Here is a 17,446-nt window from a genome sequence, read left to right as displayed (position 1 = left end):
ATTGGGTTGAGCGGTCAGCTCGACTATACAGAGCGAAACCTGATCGAAAAATGGTTTCACACGCTCAAAATGCGCATCGACCGCTTCCATACATCATGGGTGGGCAGTCGGCCGAGCGTTCAGCGGTGGCTTGAACAATTTGTACATTACTATAACCACCAACGACCGCATCAATCGCTCACCAACCGAACGCCTATCGAGGAGGAGCTAAACTAGACAGTGCCGGTTCTCGAATTTGATAACGCAGATGAAAGGACTCTGATTGAATTCGGATCGGCATTCCGAATCGGACGAGCAAGGTTCAGATAACAACTCGTTTATTGTCGACAAGCGATAGTCAGTCGAGTTCGTCCATAGCGTCGGCGACGCGCGTGAGAATCTTCCGTTGGGCGCGCCGAAGGTTCTTCGACACCGCCGGTTCCGAGACGTCGAACTGTTCGCCGATGGTCGTGAGCGTCGCTTCGCGAGGCGTATCGAAGTAGCCGTCCCGAACTGCCGCCGAGAGCGTCTTTCGTTCGACCTCGGAGAGTTCACTGCACCCCTCGACCAGCGACATTCCGGCCTCGACGTTCTGTGCGAACTCCTGGAGCATACTCATCTCGAGCCGGTCACGCGAGACGACGTCGAAGTCGTTCTCTCGTTCGAGATCCGCGAGAACGTCGTCGGTCACGCGCGGCGAGTCGAACCCGACGTTCCACAGTTCGCTTCCGTCCTCGATGCTGAACGGGCCGGTGATGTAGCCGCCACTGTCGCGGATTATCTCCATCGCGTTCGTTTCGCCGATGACGGTTCGAATCTGGGCCGTGTTTCCTCGTTTCGACAGTAGTTCGTACTCGTGCAGATTCTTATGGTTCGTCAGGGCGCGGAGACCGTGCTCTAGCGTTCCTTGCGTCGCCCCTTCGACGACGATTCGCGTCTCCAGTTCGTTGACGGCGGGGTCGAAATCCCAATGGAGCGTCGCAAACGAAACGTCGTAGTCATCGCTCGTGTCGATGAACGGACAATCGTACTGCTCCATGTCCAACGAGATCGTGATCATGATGCACCCAAGGCCCTACCACTGGTATGTCTTCACACCCCATATCGTTTTTCATCGAACGATTCGTAATCACAGGCGTTCGACTGCAAAATACTCATCACGTTAATCGATTAACCACCGGCTATTAGCGGTTGACACACCCCATATTTTGTGTGGTAACAATTCGCAGTGGCCGGTCGAAGGTGGCGATAAATCGACAGGTTGTCCCGGCCGATCACTGCTTCAGAACGGATTGGTGAGAGGATGCAATCTGTAGACAACACACACGACGACGGAATCGAACGACGAACGATGCTGAAGGCGGTCGGCGGCACGGCACTCGCGGCCGCACTCGCTGGCTGCTCGACGCTCATCGGCAACGACGACGGTGGTGGTGGAGGTGGCAACGCCGACGTCCCAGACAAACCGATCAAAGCCGGTCTCCAGACGTTCACCGAGGGCGCCGCGGCAGTTCTGGGTCTGCAGACTCAGTACGGTGCCCAGTTGGCGGTCGAACGGATCAACGAGGCAGGCGGTGTCGCTGGACGGAAGATAAACCTCGACGTCGTCCACGAGGGCGACAAGCAGGTCGAGAACTACAAGCAGTTCGTCCAGGAGGGAAAGGACGTGACGTTCGGGCCGACGTCAAGTGGCGGTCACGCGGCGATGGCTCCCGAAGTCGAGTCACAGGAGGTCGTGAACGTGGGCACCGACGGTACGGTGACGACCCTGTACGAGGAGACGGTCAAAGACCCGACGTACTCGTTCCGGTTCCAGAACTACGACGTGATGGAGGCGTCGGCCGCAGCCCGTGAGGCCGTTCGCCGGCTCGGGAAGGAGAACGTCAACACCGTCGCCGGAATCAACCCCAACTACGCGTTCGGGAAAGACGAGATGGGAATCTTCAAGCAGACGATCAAGAAGCTGACCGACGTGAAGGTCGTCTACGAGGGGTATCCCGACCTGGGTGCGAGCGACATGTCCACGCACATCACCGAGGTGAACAACAAGCAACCCGACGTGACGTTCACGAGCTGCTGGGGTGGCGACGTGACAACGCTCCTGACCCAGGGCAACGCGAACAACATGTTCGGCAACACCCAACTCGTCGGATCGGTTCTCTACAGCGCGGTCAACGACCTCAAGAAGAACGTCGTGCAGAAAGCGGGAGCCATCTCGGGATCGCGCAACTACTACTGGGGAGAACCGGACCTCGGACGCTGGCAACCGGGCAAGAAACTGATCGAGGACGTCAAATCGAAGTGGAACATCGTACCAAGTGCTCACTTCATGAGTGGGTACGGCGCGGTCGCAGCGTGGGCGACGGCCACCGAGAAAGTCGTCAATCTGACCGGTGGCTGGCCCTCGCAAAAGCAGATCGCGCAGTCGCTCGAAGGCCACGGCTTCTACACCCCCGCAGGCTACCACGTCCTCTCCGACGACCACCAGGGGATGTCGAACACCTACTACGGGAAGATGACGTACTCGAACGAGTACGGAGCCGCGAAACTCGAAGACGTGAACATGTACAGTCCGCAGGAGGTCGCCCCACCGCCGGGAACGAAAGCCACGAAGTGGATAAACAGTTGGTGATGACGGACGAATCGCTACTGATTCGAGACGATCGCAGTTTCGGTCTTCCATCCCTATATCCATCATGATTGCAATCGACAATTTCGTCACACACACGCTCCACGGTCTACAGTACGGGTTCATCCTGTTTCTCATCGCGTCCGGACTGACCGTCATCCTCGGTATCCTCGACGTGTTGAACCTCGCACACGGTGAACTGTTCGCGCTCGGCGCGTACGTTGGCTTCAGCGTCATCGGCTTCTTGACCGGAATGCTCAGCCATCCGACGAACCCGACCACACAGGCGGTGTTTCTGGCCGTCGTTCTCCTCGGTGCACTCCTCACCGCCCTCGTGCTCGTGCCCGTCGGAATACTCATCGAAACGACCTTTCTCAGGCCGATATACGACCGCGATGAGGTATATCAGCTCGTGCTCACGTTCGCGCTGTTGTTGCTCATCAAGGACTTCAACAAGTTCGTCTGGGGACCGGAACCGCTCCGCCTCGGGAACGTCTATCGCGGTATCAACACCATCCCGGCCGCGAAGTTCGTCGGAATCACGTACCCAACGTACAACATCGTGGTCATCGTGGTCGGTGCCATCGTCGTCGCGGCCCTGTTCTGGTTCTTCAACCGGACGCGAACCGGACGAATAATCCGCGCGACGGCCATCGACCGCGAGATGGCGACCGCCATCGGAGTGGACACACACCGGACGTTCACGCTCGTGTTCGCCCTCGGTGCATTCTTCGCAGGGTTCGCCGGAGCGATGGCACTTCCACCGATGAACGCGAGTCTGGAGATGGGTGCACAGCCGCTCGTACTTTCGTTCGTCGTCATCGTCATCGGCGGCCTCGGTAGTCTTCGTGGGGCGTTCGTCGCCGCACTACTCGTCGGCGTATTGAGCAGATGGGCGACGTGGCAGTACCCACCAGCAGAACTGGCGGTTCCTTTCGCCATCATGGCCGTCATCCTGCTCGTCAGGCCGGAAGGCCTGTTCGGAACGTGGGGTGAGGTCGAATGAGCGCGGATACGGGCGGACGTCTTCCCGGCCTCGTCAGTCGAGACGGTGAGACGCGCGTTCGCGTGATGCGCGGTCTCGAACTGACGCGGCGGCAGGCGGCTCTCGCACTGTTCGGACTGGTGGTGTTGTTCGCCGTTCCGGATCTCGTGAAACTGACGCCGAGTCTGCAGTTGAGCATCATCCATCAGGGAATCGCGTTCGGACTCGCCGCAGTTGGACTGAATCTCTTGTTGCGGCACACGCGACTCGTCTCGTTCGGTCACGCGGCGTTCTTCGGGACAGGGGCGTACACGACGGCTATCCTCGCGGCGAAGTTCGACGTGGCCCCGATGGCGGTGCTGCTGGTGGCGGCGGTGCTCGTAGCGACGTTGATGGCGGCCGTCATCGGGTTCCTCTCGCTCCGTCACACGGGACTGTACTTTTCCCTGTTGACGCTCGCGTTCGGGCAACTGCTGTACGCGTTGGTGCAAGGCCAGTCGTATCTCGGGTCGAGCGACGGACTCCCCGTTCGCCCCGGTGACGCACAGCAGCCACTCATCTTCGGTGTCCAGTTCGAACCGGACGCCTACGCGGTGTTGCTCTACTACGTCACCGTCGTGCTGGTGGTGGTGTCGCTGCTCGTCATGTACCGCCTCGCTCAGTCGCCGTTCGGAACCGCACTGAACGCCATCGGTCAGGATCGAACCAGAGCGCGATTCATCGGCATCCCGGTTCGCCGGTACGTCTGGATCGCGTTCGTCATCTCGGGTACTTACGGTGGACTCGCGGGGTCTATCTACGCGATGGTACAACAGCACGTCCGGCCAGGGCCAGTGCTGTATTTCCTGCGGTCGGGTGACATCCTGTTCATGGCGATTCTGGGGGGCTTCCAGACGTTGCTCGGTCCGCTCGTCGGCGGAATCGTCCTCGTGTTCCTACAGGACGTGGGACGCGACCTGACGAACTACTTCGACGCGCTCACCGGTATCGTCCTGCTCATCATCGTCTTCGCGTTTCCGCGTGGCATCGTGGGGTCGCTCACGAGCGGTGGCCGAGTCCGAGTCGGTCTGCGACGGTTACGTGACGACCCGAGCATCGTGGCGAGTTGGGTCGGCCAAAGTGGTGGCGCACTCGTGACGGCGACGCGACGATGGCTCAAGAACGTCCGTTCCATCCTCGGGGTGAGATAGAATGTTAGAAGCGAAGAATCTTCGAAAATCGTTCGGTAAGGTACTGGCGACCGACGATGTCAGCCTCGAGTTCGGGCGCGAACCCGGAGAGATGGTGTTCATCGTCGGTCCGAACGGCGCGGGAAAGACGACGCTGGTGAACCTTCTCACCGGGCGACTCGACCCCGACGAGGGTGAAGTGCTCTTCGTCGAGGGAGGGGACGCCACCGACATCACGTCGCTGTCGCCCGACGAGCGCGTTCACGAGGGGATCGTCAGGAGTTTCCAGGTCGTTCGCCTGTTCGAGGAGATGACCGTTCGAGAGAACGTCCGAACCGCCGTCCTCTCGGAGAAACGACTGACGTCGAGTATGTTCAGCCTGCACGACCAGCACGAGGCGGTCGAGGAGGCCGTCGACGAGTTGTTGACGCAGTTCGGACTGACCGACGACGCCGAAACCGTCGCTGGCGAACTTCCCCACGGGAATCGGAAACTGCTCGACGTCGCCATGTCGTTCGCACTCGAACCGAAGTATCTCCTGCTCGACGAACCGACCGCAGGCGTCTCGACCCGCGAGAAGGAGTACGTCATCGACACCATCGCCGAGGTGAGCAAACAGGAGGGCGTGACGACGGTGACCATCGAACACGACATGGACATCGTCACCGAGTACGCAGACCGCGTCATCGCCCTCCACCGCGGGCAGGTGCACGGCGAGGGTGACCCCTCGATACTGGAGACGGACGACGAACTGCGTCGTCTGCTGTTGGGGGTCGAAGAATGAGTCTGCTCGACCTCCGCGGCGTGAACGCGGCCGTCGAGGGCCACCCGGTGACACACGACCTCGACCTCCGCGTCGACGAAGGCGAAGCAGTGGGTCTCGTCGGGCGGAACGGCGCGGGCAAGACGACCACCTTCCGCGGCATCATGGGACTGACCGAGGTACGGAGCGGGTCGGTGCAGTTCCGCGGCGAGGAGTTGACCCAACGCGCACCCGACCGGATTCCGGGGCTCGGAATCGGCTATCAGCCGGAAGATCGGAAGCTGTTCAGCGGGATGAGCGTGGACGAGAACTTCCGACTGCCCATCTGGACGTTGGGGGGCGAACGCAACATCCAAGACGAGGATGCGGTCGTCGAGGACGTGTACGACGTGTTCGAAGAGCTATCGGATCGCCGTAACGCCAAGGTCGAGAATCTGAGCGGCGGGCAGGCGAAGATGGTCGCCATCGGACGTGCACTGGCGCTCCAACCCGACCTGCTGTTGCTGGACGAACCGCTGGAGGGGCTCGCGCCCGTCGTCGTCTCGAATCTGAAAGAACACATCCGGGCCATCAACGACCGTGGCATCGCGGTTCTCATCGCCGAGTCGAACGTCACGCACGTCCCCGACATCGTCGACAGAATCTACGTCATCGAGCGCGGGGAGATCCGTGACAGTGGCGACCCCGAAGAACTCGCCGAGGACGAAGAGATCCAGAAACTGATGCAGGGCAGTGGCAACGAGTAGGTCACGGGGTTCGTCTTCTCTACTCCGAGATCTGCTCGTTCAGCTGTTCTTCTTCCGACTGCGACTCTCCCAACTACTGCTCTCCCGACTCCCGTTCTCGCAGTTCCGTGCGCTGGATCTTCCCGGTCGTCGTCTGCGGGAGTTTCGAGACGAACTCGATCTCGCGAGGGTACTCGTACTTGGCGAGACGGTCGCGGACGATGTTGCGGATCTCCTCACGAAGTGCGTCAAAGCCTTCGACACCGGCAACGGGTTGGACGACCGCCTTGATTATCTCGCCGCGCGTGTCGTCGGGAATCCCGATGACGCCGACCTGTTCGACCAACTCGTGTTCGAGGATAGCCTTCTCGACCTCGCCGGGACCGACGCGGTAGCCACTGGTGATGATGAGGTCGTCGTCCCTCGATTTGAACCAGACGTAGCCCGCCTCGTCCTGTACTGCGAGGTCGCCGGTGAGATGCCAGTCGCCGACGCGAACCGACTCGGTCTTCTCGGGGTCGTTCCAGTAGCCGTCGAATATCGCAGGTTCGGTCGGATTTCTGACCGCTATCTGGCCGACCTCGCCGCGTGGCAGTTCCTCGCCGGTCTCCGAATCGACGATGGCGACATCGTGACCCGGCACGGGTTTGCCCATGCTCCCCGGTTTCGCTTCGAACCAGTCGTGACAGTTCGAGACGAGCAGGTTCGCCTCCGTCTGGCCGTAGATCTCGTTCACGGTGACGCCAGCCAGTTCCTCCTCTGCCCACGATAGAATCTCGGGGGTGAGCGGTTCGCCGCCGGAACTGATGGCGTCGAGCGAGAGGTTGTACGTCTCCGTCGGGTGCTCGACCTCCATCATCATGCGGATGGCGGTCGGCGGGAGGAAGGTGTCCGTGATGCCGAACTCTTCCATGAGTTCGAACGCCGTTTCGGGATCGAACTTCCCCATGGGATAGCCGACGACCGGGCGACCGTAGTGCCACGCCGGGAACAACAGATCGCCGAGCGCGCCGATCCACGCCCAGTCGGCGGGCGTCCATGCGATCGTCTTGCCGACGACGTCTCGCTCGAAGTACATCGTGTACGCCGGACAGTGGCCCAACCACACCTTGTGGGTATGGAGCGCACCCTTCGGCGGGCCGGTGCTCCCACTCGTGTAGATGATGATGGCTGGCGTCTCCGGGTCGGTGTCAGCGAGTTCGAACGACCGGGACTGACCCTCGGCGAGTTCGTCGAACGGCTGTGCGTCCCCGTCACCGTCCCCATCGACTTCCACGACGTGGTCGAGGGCGGCACAGTCGTCGCGGACTTCCCCCACCGTTTCGCGCAACGACGAGTCCACGACGGCGACCGTCGCACCGCTGTCGTCGAGACGGTAACCGAGCGCGTCCGGGCCGAACAGTACCGATAGCGGTACCGATACGGCACCGAGTTTCCAGCACGCCAGATGCGTTATCGGGTTCGCGGGTTTCTGCGGGAGGGCGATCGCGACGCGGTCGCCGAACTCGACACCGAGGTCGGAGAGGGCGTTGGCGACCTGATTTGAGCGAACGTCGATGTCGTGGAAGGTGTACGTCTCTCGCTGACCGTCTGGGTAAGCCTGAAAGAGCGCGACGGACCCCTTCGGGTCGTCGTGTTTCCGGAGCACATCCTGGGCGATGTTGAACGTCTCGGGAAGTTCCCACGAGAATTCCTCGCGTGCGGTTTCGTACGTTTCGTAGTCGAGCCTGACATACCGCGGCATGGTATATCATTTCGCACTCGTCCCCATCTAATCCGAGGTTAATATATTGCGGTCGGGCGGTGAGCGCGGTAGAAAAGACGGATGTTCAATAGGACTTGGCGAAGTAGGCCGTCTCCTCCGCGTCGTCGCCGCAGATGGCGCACTCGTCGCCGCAGGGTTCTTCGTCGCGGTCGAGTGGCACCATCACGATCTCCGCGGAGATCGGCTCCTTGATCTCCTCCTCACAGTCCTCGTCGCCACACCACGGGGCTTTCACGTAGCCGCCGTGCTGGCCGATGGTGCCGAGGATGTCGGCACGGGAGTCTGCTTCGCGGATGTTCGCTTCGAGGTTCGCTTCGGCGGCCTCGTACATCTTGTCGTACACGGCGTCGAAGTGGTTCTGGACGGCCTCCGCGATACCTGCGCGGTCTTCCACAACCGACTCGCCGTCGGGTCGGTGGACGACCGTCACTTCGTCGTCTTCGACTTCGTTCGGGCCGATCTCGAAGCGGACTGGGACGCCTTTCAGCTCCCACTCGTTGAACTTGAAACCGGGGTTGCGCTCGTCGCGGTCGTCCAGTTCGACGCGGACGCCCGCCGCCTCCAGTTCGTCCGCGATTCCGCCCACGTAGGAGAGCACTTCCTCGCGGTTCTCCTCCTGCCAGATGGGGACGATGACGACCTGCTCCGGCGCGAGCGCGGGCGGGCAGACGAATCCCTGTTCGTCGCTGTGGGTCATGATGAGCGCGCCCAGTGCGCGCCACGACAGCCCCCACGAGGTGGTGTGGGCCACGCGCTCGTCCTCGTTCTGGTCGGTGAAGTAGAGGTCGTACGCCTCCGCGAAGCCCTGTCCGAGGTAGTGGCTCGTTCCGCCCTGCACCGACTTGCCGTCGGGCATCAGTGCCTCGACGGTCGTCGTGGTGTCAGCGCCGGGGAACTTGTCGTGCTCGGGTTTGCGCCCGCGCATGACCGGGATCGCCAGCACGTCCTCGTAGAGGCGTTCGTACTGCGCGAGGCGAGTCATCGTCTCGTCCCACGCTTCGTCCCTGGTCTCGTGGGCGGTGTGGCCCTCCTGCCAGAGGAACTCCTTGGTTCGGAAGAACGGCTTCGTGTCGGTCGCTTCCCATCGGATGACGCTACACCACTGGTTGAGTCGCAGAGGCAGGTCGCGGTGGCTTCGCACCCACTGGCTCATGAACGGTGTGATGATACTCTCGCTGGTAGGGCGGAACGCAAGACGCTCTTCGAGTTCGTCGTGTCCGCCGTGGGTCACCCACGCCACCTCGGGGTCGAACCCTTCGACGATATCGCTCTCGCGTTCAAGGTAGCTCTCGGGGATGAGTGCGGGGAAGTAGGCGTTCTGCGATCCAGTCTGCTTGAACCACGAGTCGAGATGATCCTGCACACCCTCCCAGAGCGCGTAGCCACGCGGGCGGGTGACGATGAACCCACCCATGGGGGCGTAATCTGCGAGACCTGCCTTCAGCACCACTTCGGCGTACCAGTCACCGGGCTGGTGTTGTTTGCTTTTGGTTATCCCGAGTTCCTGTTCGTTGCTCATACTCGAAGGTCAGTTACGAGAATAATAAACCCGCTGTGTTCGACGTTGCTCGAAGAGCATGGCGTACCCGGTTTGCGAGCGAACGGAACGATGCTCGCGGCGAGATGATCGGGAAGCGAGTGTTCTGAATCATCCGACCGGTTCGTTCGCGTCGGGCCAGTACATATTAGTGCATTTCAGTACAAAACAGTAGATTTCAGTAGATTTCGAACCGAGGACTTTCGAACGTTTTCGGCTGCGCTTTTCGGTTCGGGTAGCGAAAGGATCGTATCCCAGAAAGCCCTCGTGTGCTCGGCTCCCGCGGTGCTTACGGGGCCGGGGTTCGCTGACCCCACTCACGGCTTCACCGTTCGCACTCAAGGCGCTTCGCACCTTGCACCCCTTGCCCTTTCAGTCCGCCAGAGAATTGTTTGGACTGGCTGGCGCTTTTCGGGAAAAACCAGTATGGACGCTCGGCGGCTGTCGACCACGCATGAGGTGGCGCAGGAAGGCGTACTCCGTGCGTCTGTGCGAGGCGTCGTGAACGAGCGACTTTCGGGGACACGGCAGAGGCGACACGGTCACCACGAAACCAACGACCGATCACCAGCCGTCTCAAAAGCCAACGCCCGTCTCCAGTTCGTGGTCCAGCAGTTCGTCCCCCTCAGCATCGAATCGGAACCAGCCCGAAAAGGTCTCGCCGGAAAACAGATGTGGCATCCAGAGGCGGTCGTCCTCCCACATCTCGTCGTAGGGCACGTTCTCGAAATCGAACCACCGTGGGTCGGCTTCCAGCGTCTCCTGCGGTTCGCCAGTGAACTCCTCGGCGCGGAAGACGTGGACCAACATCTTCGGCTCGTTACCGAACACGAACTCGAACTCGCCGACCTTGGTCGGGTCGGCCACCGACACCCGAATCTCCTCTTCGACCTCTCGTACCACCGTCTCGCGTGGTGTCTCACCGTCCTCGATCTTCCCGCCCGGGCCGACGAACTTCCCCTCGCCGAGACCGCGCTTCTTGCGGATGAGCAGGACGCGCTCGTTCCGGATGGGATAGCAGAGCGTCGCGGGTTGCATGGCGAGTCGCTGTCGGCCCACTCGTGTCAGTATTCCGGGAGTTAGATGGTGAAATTCTTATTTGACTCTTCACGAGACTTTTATCATACTCGATAGATTCGCTAGCATGAATCGTAGACGGGTTCTCGCTCTGCTGTGCGGAACCGGCCTCCTCGGCAGCACATCCCTTCTTAGTGGGTGTCTCCAGCACGCTCCCAGCGACTCCGGAGCCGGCGTAGATGGGGACGAAGACGACCACGACCGGGCCGTTGACCAGACCGACACACCCGAGTCCGGCGAGATTCAGCGTCGGATTTTACTCGCTAACGTGGACGAAGTACCCGAAGAACACGACCTTCGAATCGGGGTCGGACTGCTGGAAGGGATGGTCACTGCCGAACACACTGCGCACCTCCGCGTCACGATAGCGAACGAGGGGAGAAAGCGGCGTCTATCTGCCGGAGACGAAATATGCAACCTCTTCAATCGGGACAAGGGTGCGAGCGAGAATCCCGGACTGTGGCTCCATGGCCTGCAAAGTGCAGAGTGGGACGGACGGAAAGGTGACCGCTGGACGCGAGACCGAGACCCGGACGAACAGATAGCGTATCCAGCATACGGGTGTTTGAACCGTCTCTACGAGAGGGGCGAATCCGTGACCAACGAGTATCTCGTCTGGGATGACTACCGCGTGAAAAGGTACATGGAACCGGGAACGTACCGATTCGAGGAGCGGATTCGCATCTATGCTCCGGAGTACGACGACTGGAAGGATACCCTCGGTGAGTTCACGTGGGGGTTCGACCTCCGTGTCGAAGCGCCCTGAGATACAGTTTTACGCGCCGTCGTCGAAGATATCGTATGCGAGCACCGACCATCAGCGCGCCCACGGGGGTTATCAAACGACAGTGGTTTCGCTGGCTCGGGGTGCTCGTCCTGCTTCTAAATCTGGGGTTTCTCGCTATCGTCGGAGTCGACGTACTGGGGGACGGATACCGACTCGCGCAGTTCGTGCTCGGGAGCCTCAGCGGTCTCCTCTTCGTGCTCTCGACCGTCGAACTCCCGTGGAGCGTCGAGTGGTATCGGCTGGCCGGGGCAGGCTACCTCTGCTTTGCGGCGTCGTACCTGCTCACGAACCTCGCCACCGAGAACGAACTCTGGTGGGTCGCTGTGACCGTCGTCGGGACGGCCGTGTTCGGCTTCATGGGCTTCGACATCGCGCGTGGTGGGCGTCACTTCGACATCGACACGGACACCTGATTCGTTCCCGACACCGGATTCATTCAACCGAAAATGGACTTTCGCGCTCTGTCCACTTCCAGCCCGGCAGTCGCGTCTGAAATCCGGCGGCGAGTGCGGCGTCCAAGTCGTCTAACCCTGCGACTTCGTCGTCGCCGTGGTGCATCACGTCCGCGTAGTGGAACGTCGCTTCACCCAGGAGTCGAAGGGGTTGATTCCCAGCGATCATCCCGGCGAGTTCTCTCCCCAGGAGTTCGTCGACGACGAATCCGGGGTAGTCGCCATCCACATCGAGGTCTCGGAGGATGGCGACCAGTCCGGCGACGTTCACCGCGAGGTCGCCATCGGCGAAGATGACGTCCACCTCGTCGCGGTACGTCGATTCTGTGACGCTCGCCACGTCCGTCTCGAACGCCTCGCCGAGGTCTGCTCGCACGCGATTGATGAGCGTCACGACATCCGTTCGCGCTCGAATCCAGTCGCGCTGGTCTGCGACAGTGGCCGGAGAGAGGTGCATGGAGAACACGTCGGGCAGAGTGGATTTAGGAGTTTTGAGAAGGCTTTTATAATCCGACCGTTTACTGGGTGATAAGCGGGTTTTCCTGTGTCCCCCTCGACGGATGGCTTTCGGAGACCAGGACCACAGTACGCGCGACAGTGCGTAATCCACAATCCCGCAGAAAAATCGAGACAATCTATGTTGTGCTGTACGAGTCGTAGTGGTCACGGTGGTCGAACCCACCGTCTACGACGATACCCAAGCAGTCGGACGAACAGCACACCGTCACGTATCAGACGAGCGGACTGTTTTCACCATGAGTAAAGTAGAGCAACAACTCGAAGACCTCAAAGCAACGATCACGAGCGAACTACCGAGTGACATTTCGGTGTCAGACGTCAAGTACGAAGGCCCCGAACTGGTCATCTACACGCGCAACCCCAAGAAGTTCGCGCGCAACGGTGACCTCATTCGAAAACTGGCGAGCCAGCTTCGAAAGCGCATCACGGTTCGTCCCGACCCTGACGTCCTCTCACGTCCCGAAAACGCTCGGGAAGAGATCCTCGACGTCATTCCGGACGAAGCAGGTGTGACCGATCTCGACTTCCACGCTGACACGGGGGAAGTCGTCATCGAAGCCGAGAAGCCGGGAATGGTCATCGGCAAGCACGGGAGCACGCTCCGCGAGATTACACAGGAAGTAGGCTGGACACCGGAAGTCGTCCGAACGCCCCCTATCGAATCCTCGACGGTATCGAACGTCAGAAACTTCTTGAAACAGGAACGAGAAGACCGCCGCGACATCCTGGAGAAGGTCGGCAGGCAGATCCACCGCGAGGAGATGAGCAACGAAGAGTGGGTGCGTATCACCACGCTCGGCTGTTGCCGCGAAGTCGGGCGAGCGAGTTTCATCCTTTCGACCCCCGAGACGCGCATCCTCGTCGACTGCGGTGACAAACCCGGTTCCGACGACGTGCCGTACCTCCAGGTCGAGGAAGCACTCGGCGCAGGTGCGAGCACCATCGACGCGGTGGTGCTCACGCACGCTCATCTGGATCACAGCGCGCTTCTCCCGCTGCTGTTCAAATATGGCTACGACGGCCCGATCTACACGACCGAGCCGACCCGCGACCTGATGGGCCTGCTCCAGCTCGACTACCTCGACGTGGCCGCGAAAGAAGGCCGCGTGCCACCGTACGAGAGCGAGATGGTTCGAGAGGGGATCAAACATACCATCCCACTCGAATACGGTGACGTGACCGACATCGCGCCGGACGTGAAACTCACCTTCCACAATGCGGGCCACATCCTCGGTTCCGCCGTCTCGCACTTCCACATCGGAGACGGCCTGTACAACGTCGCGTTCTCGGGCGACATCCACTACACCGATACGCGTCTGTTCAACGGCGCAGTGAACGACTTCCCGCGCGTCGAGACGCTCGTCCTCGAATCGACTTACGGTGGTCGCAACGACTACCAGACCGACCAGAAGGATTCGGAAGAAGAACTCAAGCGCATCATCAACGAGACACACGAGAAGGGCGGGAAGGTCGTCATCCCCGCGTTCGCGGTAGGGCGCTCACAGGAGATGATGCTCGTCATCGAGGAAGCGATGCGCGAAGGCGAGATTCCGACCATGCCCGTCCACCTGGACGGGATGATCTGGGAGGCGACGGCGATCCACACCACCTATCCCGAGTATCTGCGCGACGACCTGCGCGACCGCATCTTCCACGAGGACGAGAACCCGTTCCTCGCACCGCAGTTCAACCACATCGACGGCGGCGAGGACGAACGACAGGACGTCGCCGACGGCGACCCGGCGATCATCCTCTCTACGTCCGGGATGGTCACGGGCGGCCCCATCATGTCGTGGCTCGAACACCTCGGTGGCGACGAGCGGAACACGATGGTGTTCGTCGGCTACCAGGCACAGGGAACGCTCGGACGGCGCATCCAGACCGGCTGGGACGAGATTCCGCTCAACCAGGGTGGCCGGAGCAAGACGCTCAGCCTGAAGATGGACGTCAAGACGGTCGACGGCTTCTCCGGTCACGCAGACCGACAGGGACTGATGGACTTCGTGAAGACGATGAACCCGCGTCCCGAGAAGGTGCTCTGTGTCCACGGTGACGAGAGTTCGACACAGGATCTCTCCTCGTCGCTCTACCACGAGTTCAACATCCGGACGTTCGCTCCGAAGAATCTGGAGACGTTCCGCTTCAAGTGAACGCCCCCACTCGACGGTAGCATCCCTCGCTCGTTCTGTTCGTATCTATCGGAGGAGATTTCGTCGCCCGTCGATCGGTCGTTTCGGACGAAACGATGGAAAGAGTGCGGAGAATCGAGTCGAACCTCAGTGCTGGACGTACTCGACGAGCACGCCGCCGGTCGATTTCGGATGCAAGAAGGCGACGTCGTGACCCCACGCGCCGGGTCGCGGTTCCTCGTCGATGAGTGTGACATCGTGTTCTCGGGCCGTCTCCAGCGCACCCTCGATGTCCTCCGTTCGGAGCGCGACGTGGTGGATGCCCGGCCCGCGACTGTCCAGATAGCGCGAGATCGTTCCTTCTTCGAGGGGCTCGAGAAGTTCGAAGTAGCCCCCATCGAAATCGAGGAAGACAACTTTCAGGCCGTCGAACTCCTCCTCGTGAGCGATGGGAGCGTCGAAGAGGGCGCTGTACTGGTCGGTCAGTTCGTCGGCGTTCTCGGTTGCGATACCGAGGTGGTCGATGTGCATGGTCGAAACTCGGCGTCGGCCGGTATAATGCCAGTGAAATACCTCGTTGGTTCGGTAGAAACCCTTTCCCGTCGGTTCGGCCGTTATATCGCCGTTCCGGGGTGGTACTCACCGAACACGTCCCGGAGGACGTCACAGACCTCGCCGACCGTGGCGTAGGCTTTCACCGCATCGACGATGCACGGCATGAGGTTGTCGTCACCTTCCGCAGCCTCGCGGAGCGCGGCCAGCGTCTCCTCGACGCGCTCCTCGTCGCGCTCGGCTCGAACGTCGTTCAGACGGTCGATCTGTCGGCGCTCGTCTTCTTCGGTGACTTCCTGGATGTCCATCTCGGGCTCCTCGTCCACCTCGAACTCGTTGACACCGACGATGATGCGCTCGCCCGCTTCGACCTCCTGCTGGCGGTCGAACGCCACGTCCTGGATCTGGCGCTGTACCCACTGGCTCTCGATGGCCGGGAGCATCCCGCCCTTCTCGTCGATCGAGTCGATGAGGTCGAACGCCTCCGCTTCGAGGTCGTCGGTCAGGGCTTCGACGTAGTAGCTTCCCGCGAGTGGGTCGATGGTGTCGGCAGCACCGCTTTCGTGCGCGAGGATCTGCTGGGTTCGGAGCGCGGTTCTGACGCTCTTTTCGGTCGGAAGTGCCAGCGCCTCGTCTTTTCCGTTCGTGTGAAGGCTCTGGGTGCCACCGAGGACGGCGGCGAGCGCCTGGTACGCGACGCGAACGACGTTGTTCTCGATCTGCTGGGCGGTCAGGGTGGAGCCCGCGGTCTGGGTGTGGAACTTGAGCTGTTTCGATTTCGGATGTTCAGCGCCGAACCGATCTTCCATGATGGTCGCCCACATCCGCCGGGCGGCGCGGAATTTTGCCACCTCCTCCAGGATGTCGTTGTGCGCGTTGAAGAAGAACGAGAGCTGCGGGGCGAACTCGTCTACGTCCAATCCGGCATCGAGCGCGGCCTCGACGTATTCGATACCGTTGCCGAGCGTGAACGCGAGTTCCTGTGCTGCAGTCGCCCCCGCCTCGCGGACGTGGTACCCCGAGATGGAGATGGTGTTGAACTTCGGCGTCTCCTCGGCACAGAATTCGAAGATGTCGGTGATGATCCGCATCGACGGCTCGGGCGGATAGATGTACGTGTTCCGGGCGATGTACTCTTTGAGCAGGTCGTTCTGGATGGTGCCCCGGAGCTGTTCGCGGTCGACACCTTGCTCGTCGCCAACCGCGATGTACATCGCCAGCAGCACCGACGCGGGCGCGTTGATGGTCATCGACGTGCTCACTTCGTCTAGCGGGATGCCGTCGAAGAGCATCTCCATATCGGCCAGAGAGTCGATGGCGACGCCGGATTTGCCGACCTCACCGGACGACATCTCGTCGTCCGAATCGTAGCCCATCTGGGTCGGCAGGTCGAACGCGACCGAGAGTCCCGTCTGCCCGTTGTCGATGAGATAGTGATAGCGTTCGTTCGTCTCTTCCGCCGTGCCGAATCCAGCGTACTGGCGCATCGTCCACAGCCGCCCACGGTACATCGTCGGATAGACACCGCGCGTGTAGGGGTCTTCTCCGGGGAAGCCGAGGTCGTCCTCGTAGTCCAGCTCGGCCACGTCGTTCGGCGTATAGAGTCGCTCGACCGTCTGCCCGTCCGTGTCGGTCGTGAACTCCTCTTTTCGTTCGCCGAATTGCTCAAGCGTGGGGTCGAGTGTCTCGTCCTCCCAGTCGTCTTTCCCCCGGCGGATTTCTTCGAGGTCGTCCGCGTCGAACATTGTCTGGATTGTTGCGGGGCTGAGCCTTAAGAGTTGACAGACGACCTCGGCTAGGATGGGATCGGAGAGGAGAGCGCAGAGAAACGGTGGAATGAGAACTTCGACATCCAAATCCCGTCGTTTTGTGTTTTACGACGACCGAGGCTGCTCCATGACAGTGTCCCAGAAAGCCCTCGTGGGCTAGGCTCGCCCTTTCAGTCCGTCAAGGAACCGCCACCGCAACCGTCAGTATCCCCACACCTCCCCGCCAGCGCACTCGCACGAGGGGTGAGCGAAGCGAATACCGAGTGCAAAACCGCGCTGGCGCAACCTTTCGGCTGGCTGGTCAACCGGCCCCGGCGCGCGCTGGCCTCGCCGCCAGCGCCAGACTCCCGCGCGAGGGACGACCGAGCGACCGAGCGACCGAGCGACCGAAGGGAGCGAAGGAGTCGGTTGGGGAGGCTCGTGGCTGTGGCTGTGGCGGTGCGGTGGCGGTTCGGGTGGGAATGAAAGGGGCCGCCGTCTGGACGAAGGACGGCGACGTTCCCGCGAGTGAACGGACGTGAGCGAGTGGGAAGCAGCGAGAGCTTCGCTCTCGCCCGCTAAGCACTGCAAGGTGAGGGAACTCGTTCCCGAACCGAAGCGCGCAACGAG

Annotated in this window: 17 protein-coding genes; 10 read left to right on the top strand and 7 right to left on the bottom strand. The window is 61.2% G+C overall.

Translation table 11 applies throughout. The features are described 5' to 3' along the window. Positions 1-216, top strand: a 216-nt coding sequence (locus tag ACR3FE_RS11135; protein WP_458207181.1) for an integrase core domain-containing protein, incomplete at its 5' end; no start/stop codon positions are given. Between the two features lie 121 nt (positions 217-337). On the opposite strand, the gene ACR3FE_RS11130 is transcribed toward ACR3FE_RS11135, so the two are convergent. Continuing rightward, entirely contained in the window at positions 338-1,039 is a 702-nt protein-coding gene (locus tag ACR3FE_RS11130) for a helix-turn-helix domain-containing protein (protein ID WP_458207180.1), read from the bottom strand. Positions 1,040-1,282: 243 nt separating this feature from the next. Here ACR3FE_RS11130 and ACR3FE_RS11125 point away from each other — a divergent pair, with 243 nt between their 5' ends. The 5 genes from ACR3FE_RS11125 to ACR3FE_RS11105 all read left to right on the top strand — a co-directional run bounded on the left by ACR3FE_RS11125 (position 1,283) and on the right by ACR3FE_RS11105 (position 6,271). Continuing rightward, entirely contained in the window at positions 1,283-2,611 is a 1,329-nt protein-coding gene (locus tag ACR3FE_RS11125) for an ABC transporter substrate-binding protein (RefSeq protein ID WP_458207179.1), read from the top strand. Positions 2,612-2,675: 64 nt separating this feature from the next. Continuing rightward, positions 2,676-3,614 (top strand): branched-chain amino acid ABC transporter permease, encoded by a 939-nt coding sequence (locus ACR3FE_RS11120; protein WP_458207178.1) that lies wholly within the window; start codon positions 2,676-2,678, stop codon positions 3,612-3,614. A gap of 65 nt (positions 3,615-3,679) precedes the next feature. Continuing rightward, the gene (locus tag ACR3FE_RS11115) at positions 3,680-4,783 is read left to right on the top strand and encodes a branched-chain amino acid ABC transporter permease (protein WP_458207201.1); all 1,104 of its coding nucleotides are present in this window, start codon (positions 3,680-3,682) and stop codon (positions 4,781-4,783) included. A 1-nt stretch (position 4,784) separates the two neighbouring features. Beyond that, a complete protein-coding gene (locus ACR3FE_RS11110) occupies positions 4,785-5,546 on the top strand; it encodes an ABC transporter ATP-binding protein (RefSeq protein ID WP_458207177.1) in 762 nt (253 codons plus the stop codon). Beyond that, positions 5,543-6,271, top strand: a complete 729-nt coding sequence (locus ACR3FE_RS11105) for an ABC transporter ATP-binding protein (RefSeq protein WP_458207176.1) — start codon at positions 5,543-5,545, stop codon at positions 6,269-6,271. Before ACR3FE_RS11110 ends, ACR3FE_RS11105 begins: the two co-directional genes overlap by 4 nt. 73 nt (positions 6,272-6,344) lie before the next feature. Here ACR3FE_RS11105 and ACR3FE_RS11100 read toward each other — a convergent pair whose 3' ends face one another. The 3 genes from ACR3FE_RS11100 to ACR3FE_RS11090 all read right to left on the bottom strand — a co-directional run bounded on the left by ACR3FE_RS11100 (position 6,345) and on the right by ACR3FE_RS11090 (position 10,590). Beyond that, the gene (locus tag ACR3FE_RS11100) at positions 6,345-7,994 is read right to left on the bottom strand and encodes an AMP-binding protein (protein ID WP_458207175.1); all 1,650 of its coding nucleotides are present in this window, start codon (positions 7,992-7,994) and stop codon (positions 6,345-6,347) included. An 85-nt stretch (positions 7,995-8,079) separates the two neighbouring features. Continuing rightward, complete coding sequence (gene proS, locus ACR3FE_RS11095) at positions 8,080-9,534, bottom strand: proline--tRNA ligase (RefSeq protein WP_458207174.1); 1,455 nt, start codon at positions 9,532-9,534, stop codon at positions 8,080-8,082. A 594-nt stretch (positions 9,535-10,128) separates the two neighbouring features. Then, complete coding sequence (locus ACR3FE_RS11090) at positions 10,129-10,590, bottom strand: 8-oxo-dGTP diphosphatase (RefSeq protein WP_458207173.1); 462 nt, start codon at positions 10,588-10,590, stop codon at positions 10,129-10,131. Between the two features lie 106 nt (positions 10,591-10,696). Here ACR3FE_RS11090 and ACR3FE_RS11085 point away from each other — a divergent pair, with 106 nt between their 5' ends. After that, a complete protein-coding gene (locus ACR3FE_RS11085; protein ID WP_458207172.1) occupies positions 10,697-11,395 on the top strand; it encodes a hypothetical protein in 699 nt (232 codons plus the stop codon). A 35-nt stretch (positions 11,396-11,430) separates the two neighbouring features. After that, positions 11,431-11,829, top strand: a complete 399-nt coding sequence (locus ACR3FE_RS11080) for a DUF7994 family protein (protein ID WP_458207171.1) — start codon at positions 11,431-11,433, stop codon at positions 11,827-11,829. Positions 11,830-11,848: 19 nt separating this feature from the next. On the opposite strand, the gene ACR3FE_RS11075 is transcribed toward ACR3FE_RS11080, so the two are convergent. Next, positions 11,849-12,325, bottom strand: a complete 477-nt coding sequence (locus ACR3FE_RS11075) for a DUF7984 family protein (protein ID WP_458207170.1) — start codon at positions 12,323-12,325, stop codon at positions 11,849-11,851. Between the two features lie 298 nt (positions 12,326-12,623). Between ACR3FE_RS11075 and ACR3FE_RS11070 the strand changes: the two genes are divergently transcribed. Continuing rightward, positions 12,624-14,537, top strand: a complete 1,914-nt coding sequence (locus ACR3FE_RS11070) for a beta-CASP ribonuclease aCPSF1 (RefSeq protein ID WP_458207169.1) — start codon at positions 12,624-12,626, stop codon at positions 14,535-14,537. A 126-nt stretch (positions 14,538-14,663) separates the two neighbouring features. On the opposite strand, the gene mce is transcribed toward ACR3FE_RS11070, so the two are convergent. Both mce and ACR3FE_RS11060 read right to left on the bottom strand, forming a co-directional pair. Continuing rightward, complete coding sequence (gene mce / locus ACR3FE_RS11065) at positions 14,664-15,047, bottom strand: methylmalonyl-CoA epimerase (RefSeq protein ID WP_458207168.1); 384 nt, start codon at positions 15,045-15,047, stop codon at positions 14,664-14,666. Positions 15,048-15,130: 83 nt separating this feature from the next. Next, positions 15,131-16,813, bottom strand: coding sequence for an acyl-CoA mutase large subunit family protein (locus tag ACR3FE_RS11060; RefSeq protein WP_458207166.1), 1,683 nt, complete (start codon positions 16,811-16,813; stop codon positions 15,131-15,133). A 287-nt stretch (positions 16,814-17,100) separates the two neighbouring features. On the opposite strand from ACR3FE_RS11060, the gene ACR3FE_RS11055 reads away from it, so the two are divergent. Continuing rightward, positions 17,101-17,358, top strand: a complete 258-nt coding sequence (locus ACR3FE_RS11055) for a hypothetical protein (protein WP_458207165.1) — start codon at positions 17,101-17,103, stop codon at positions 17,356-17,358. Positions 17,359-17,446: the final 88 nt, after the last annotated feature.

The organism is Haladaptatus rarus (genome assembly GCF_054177585.1).
Note: the sequence above shows the minus strand (reverse complement) of the source record. Positions and strands in the feature narration are given on the sequence as shown.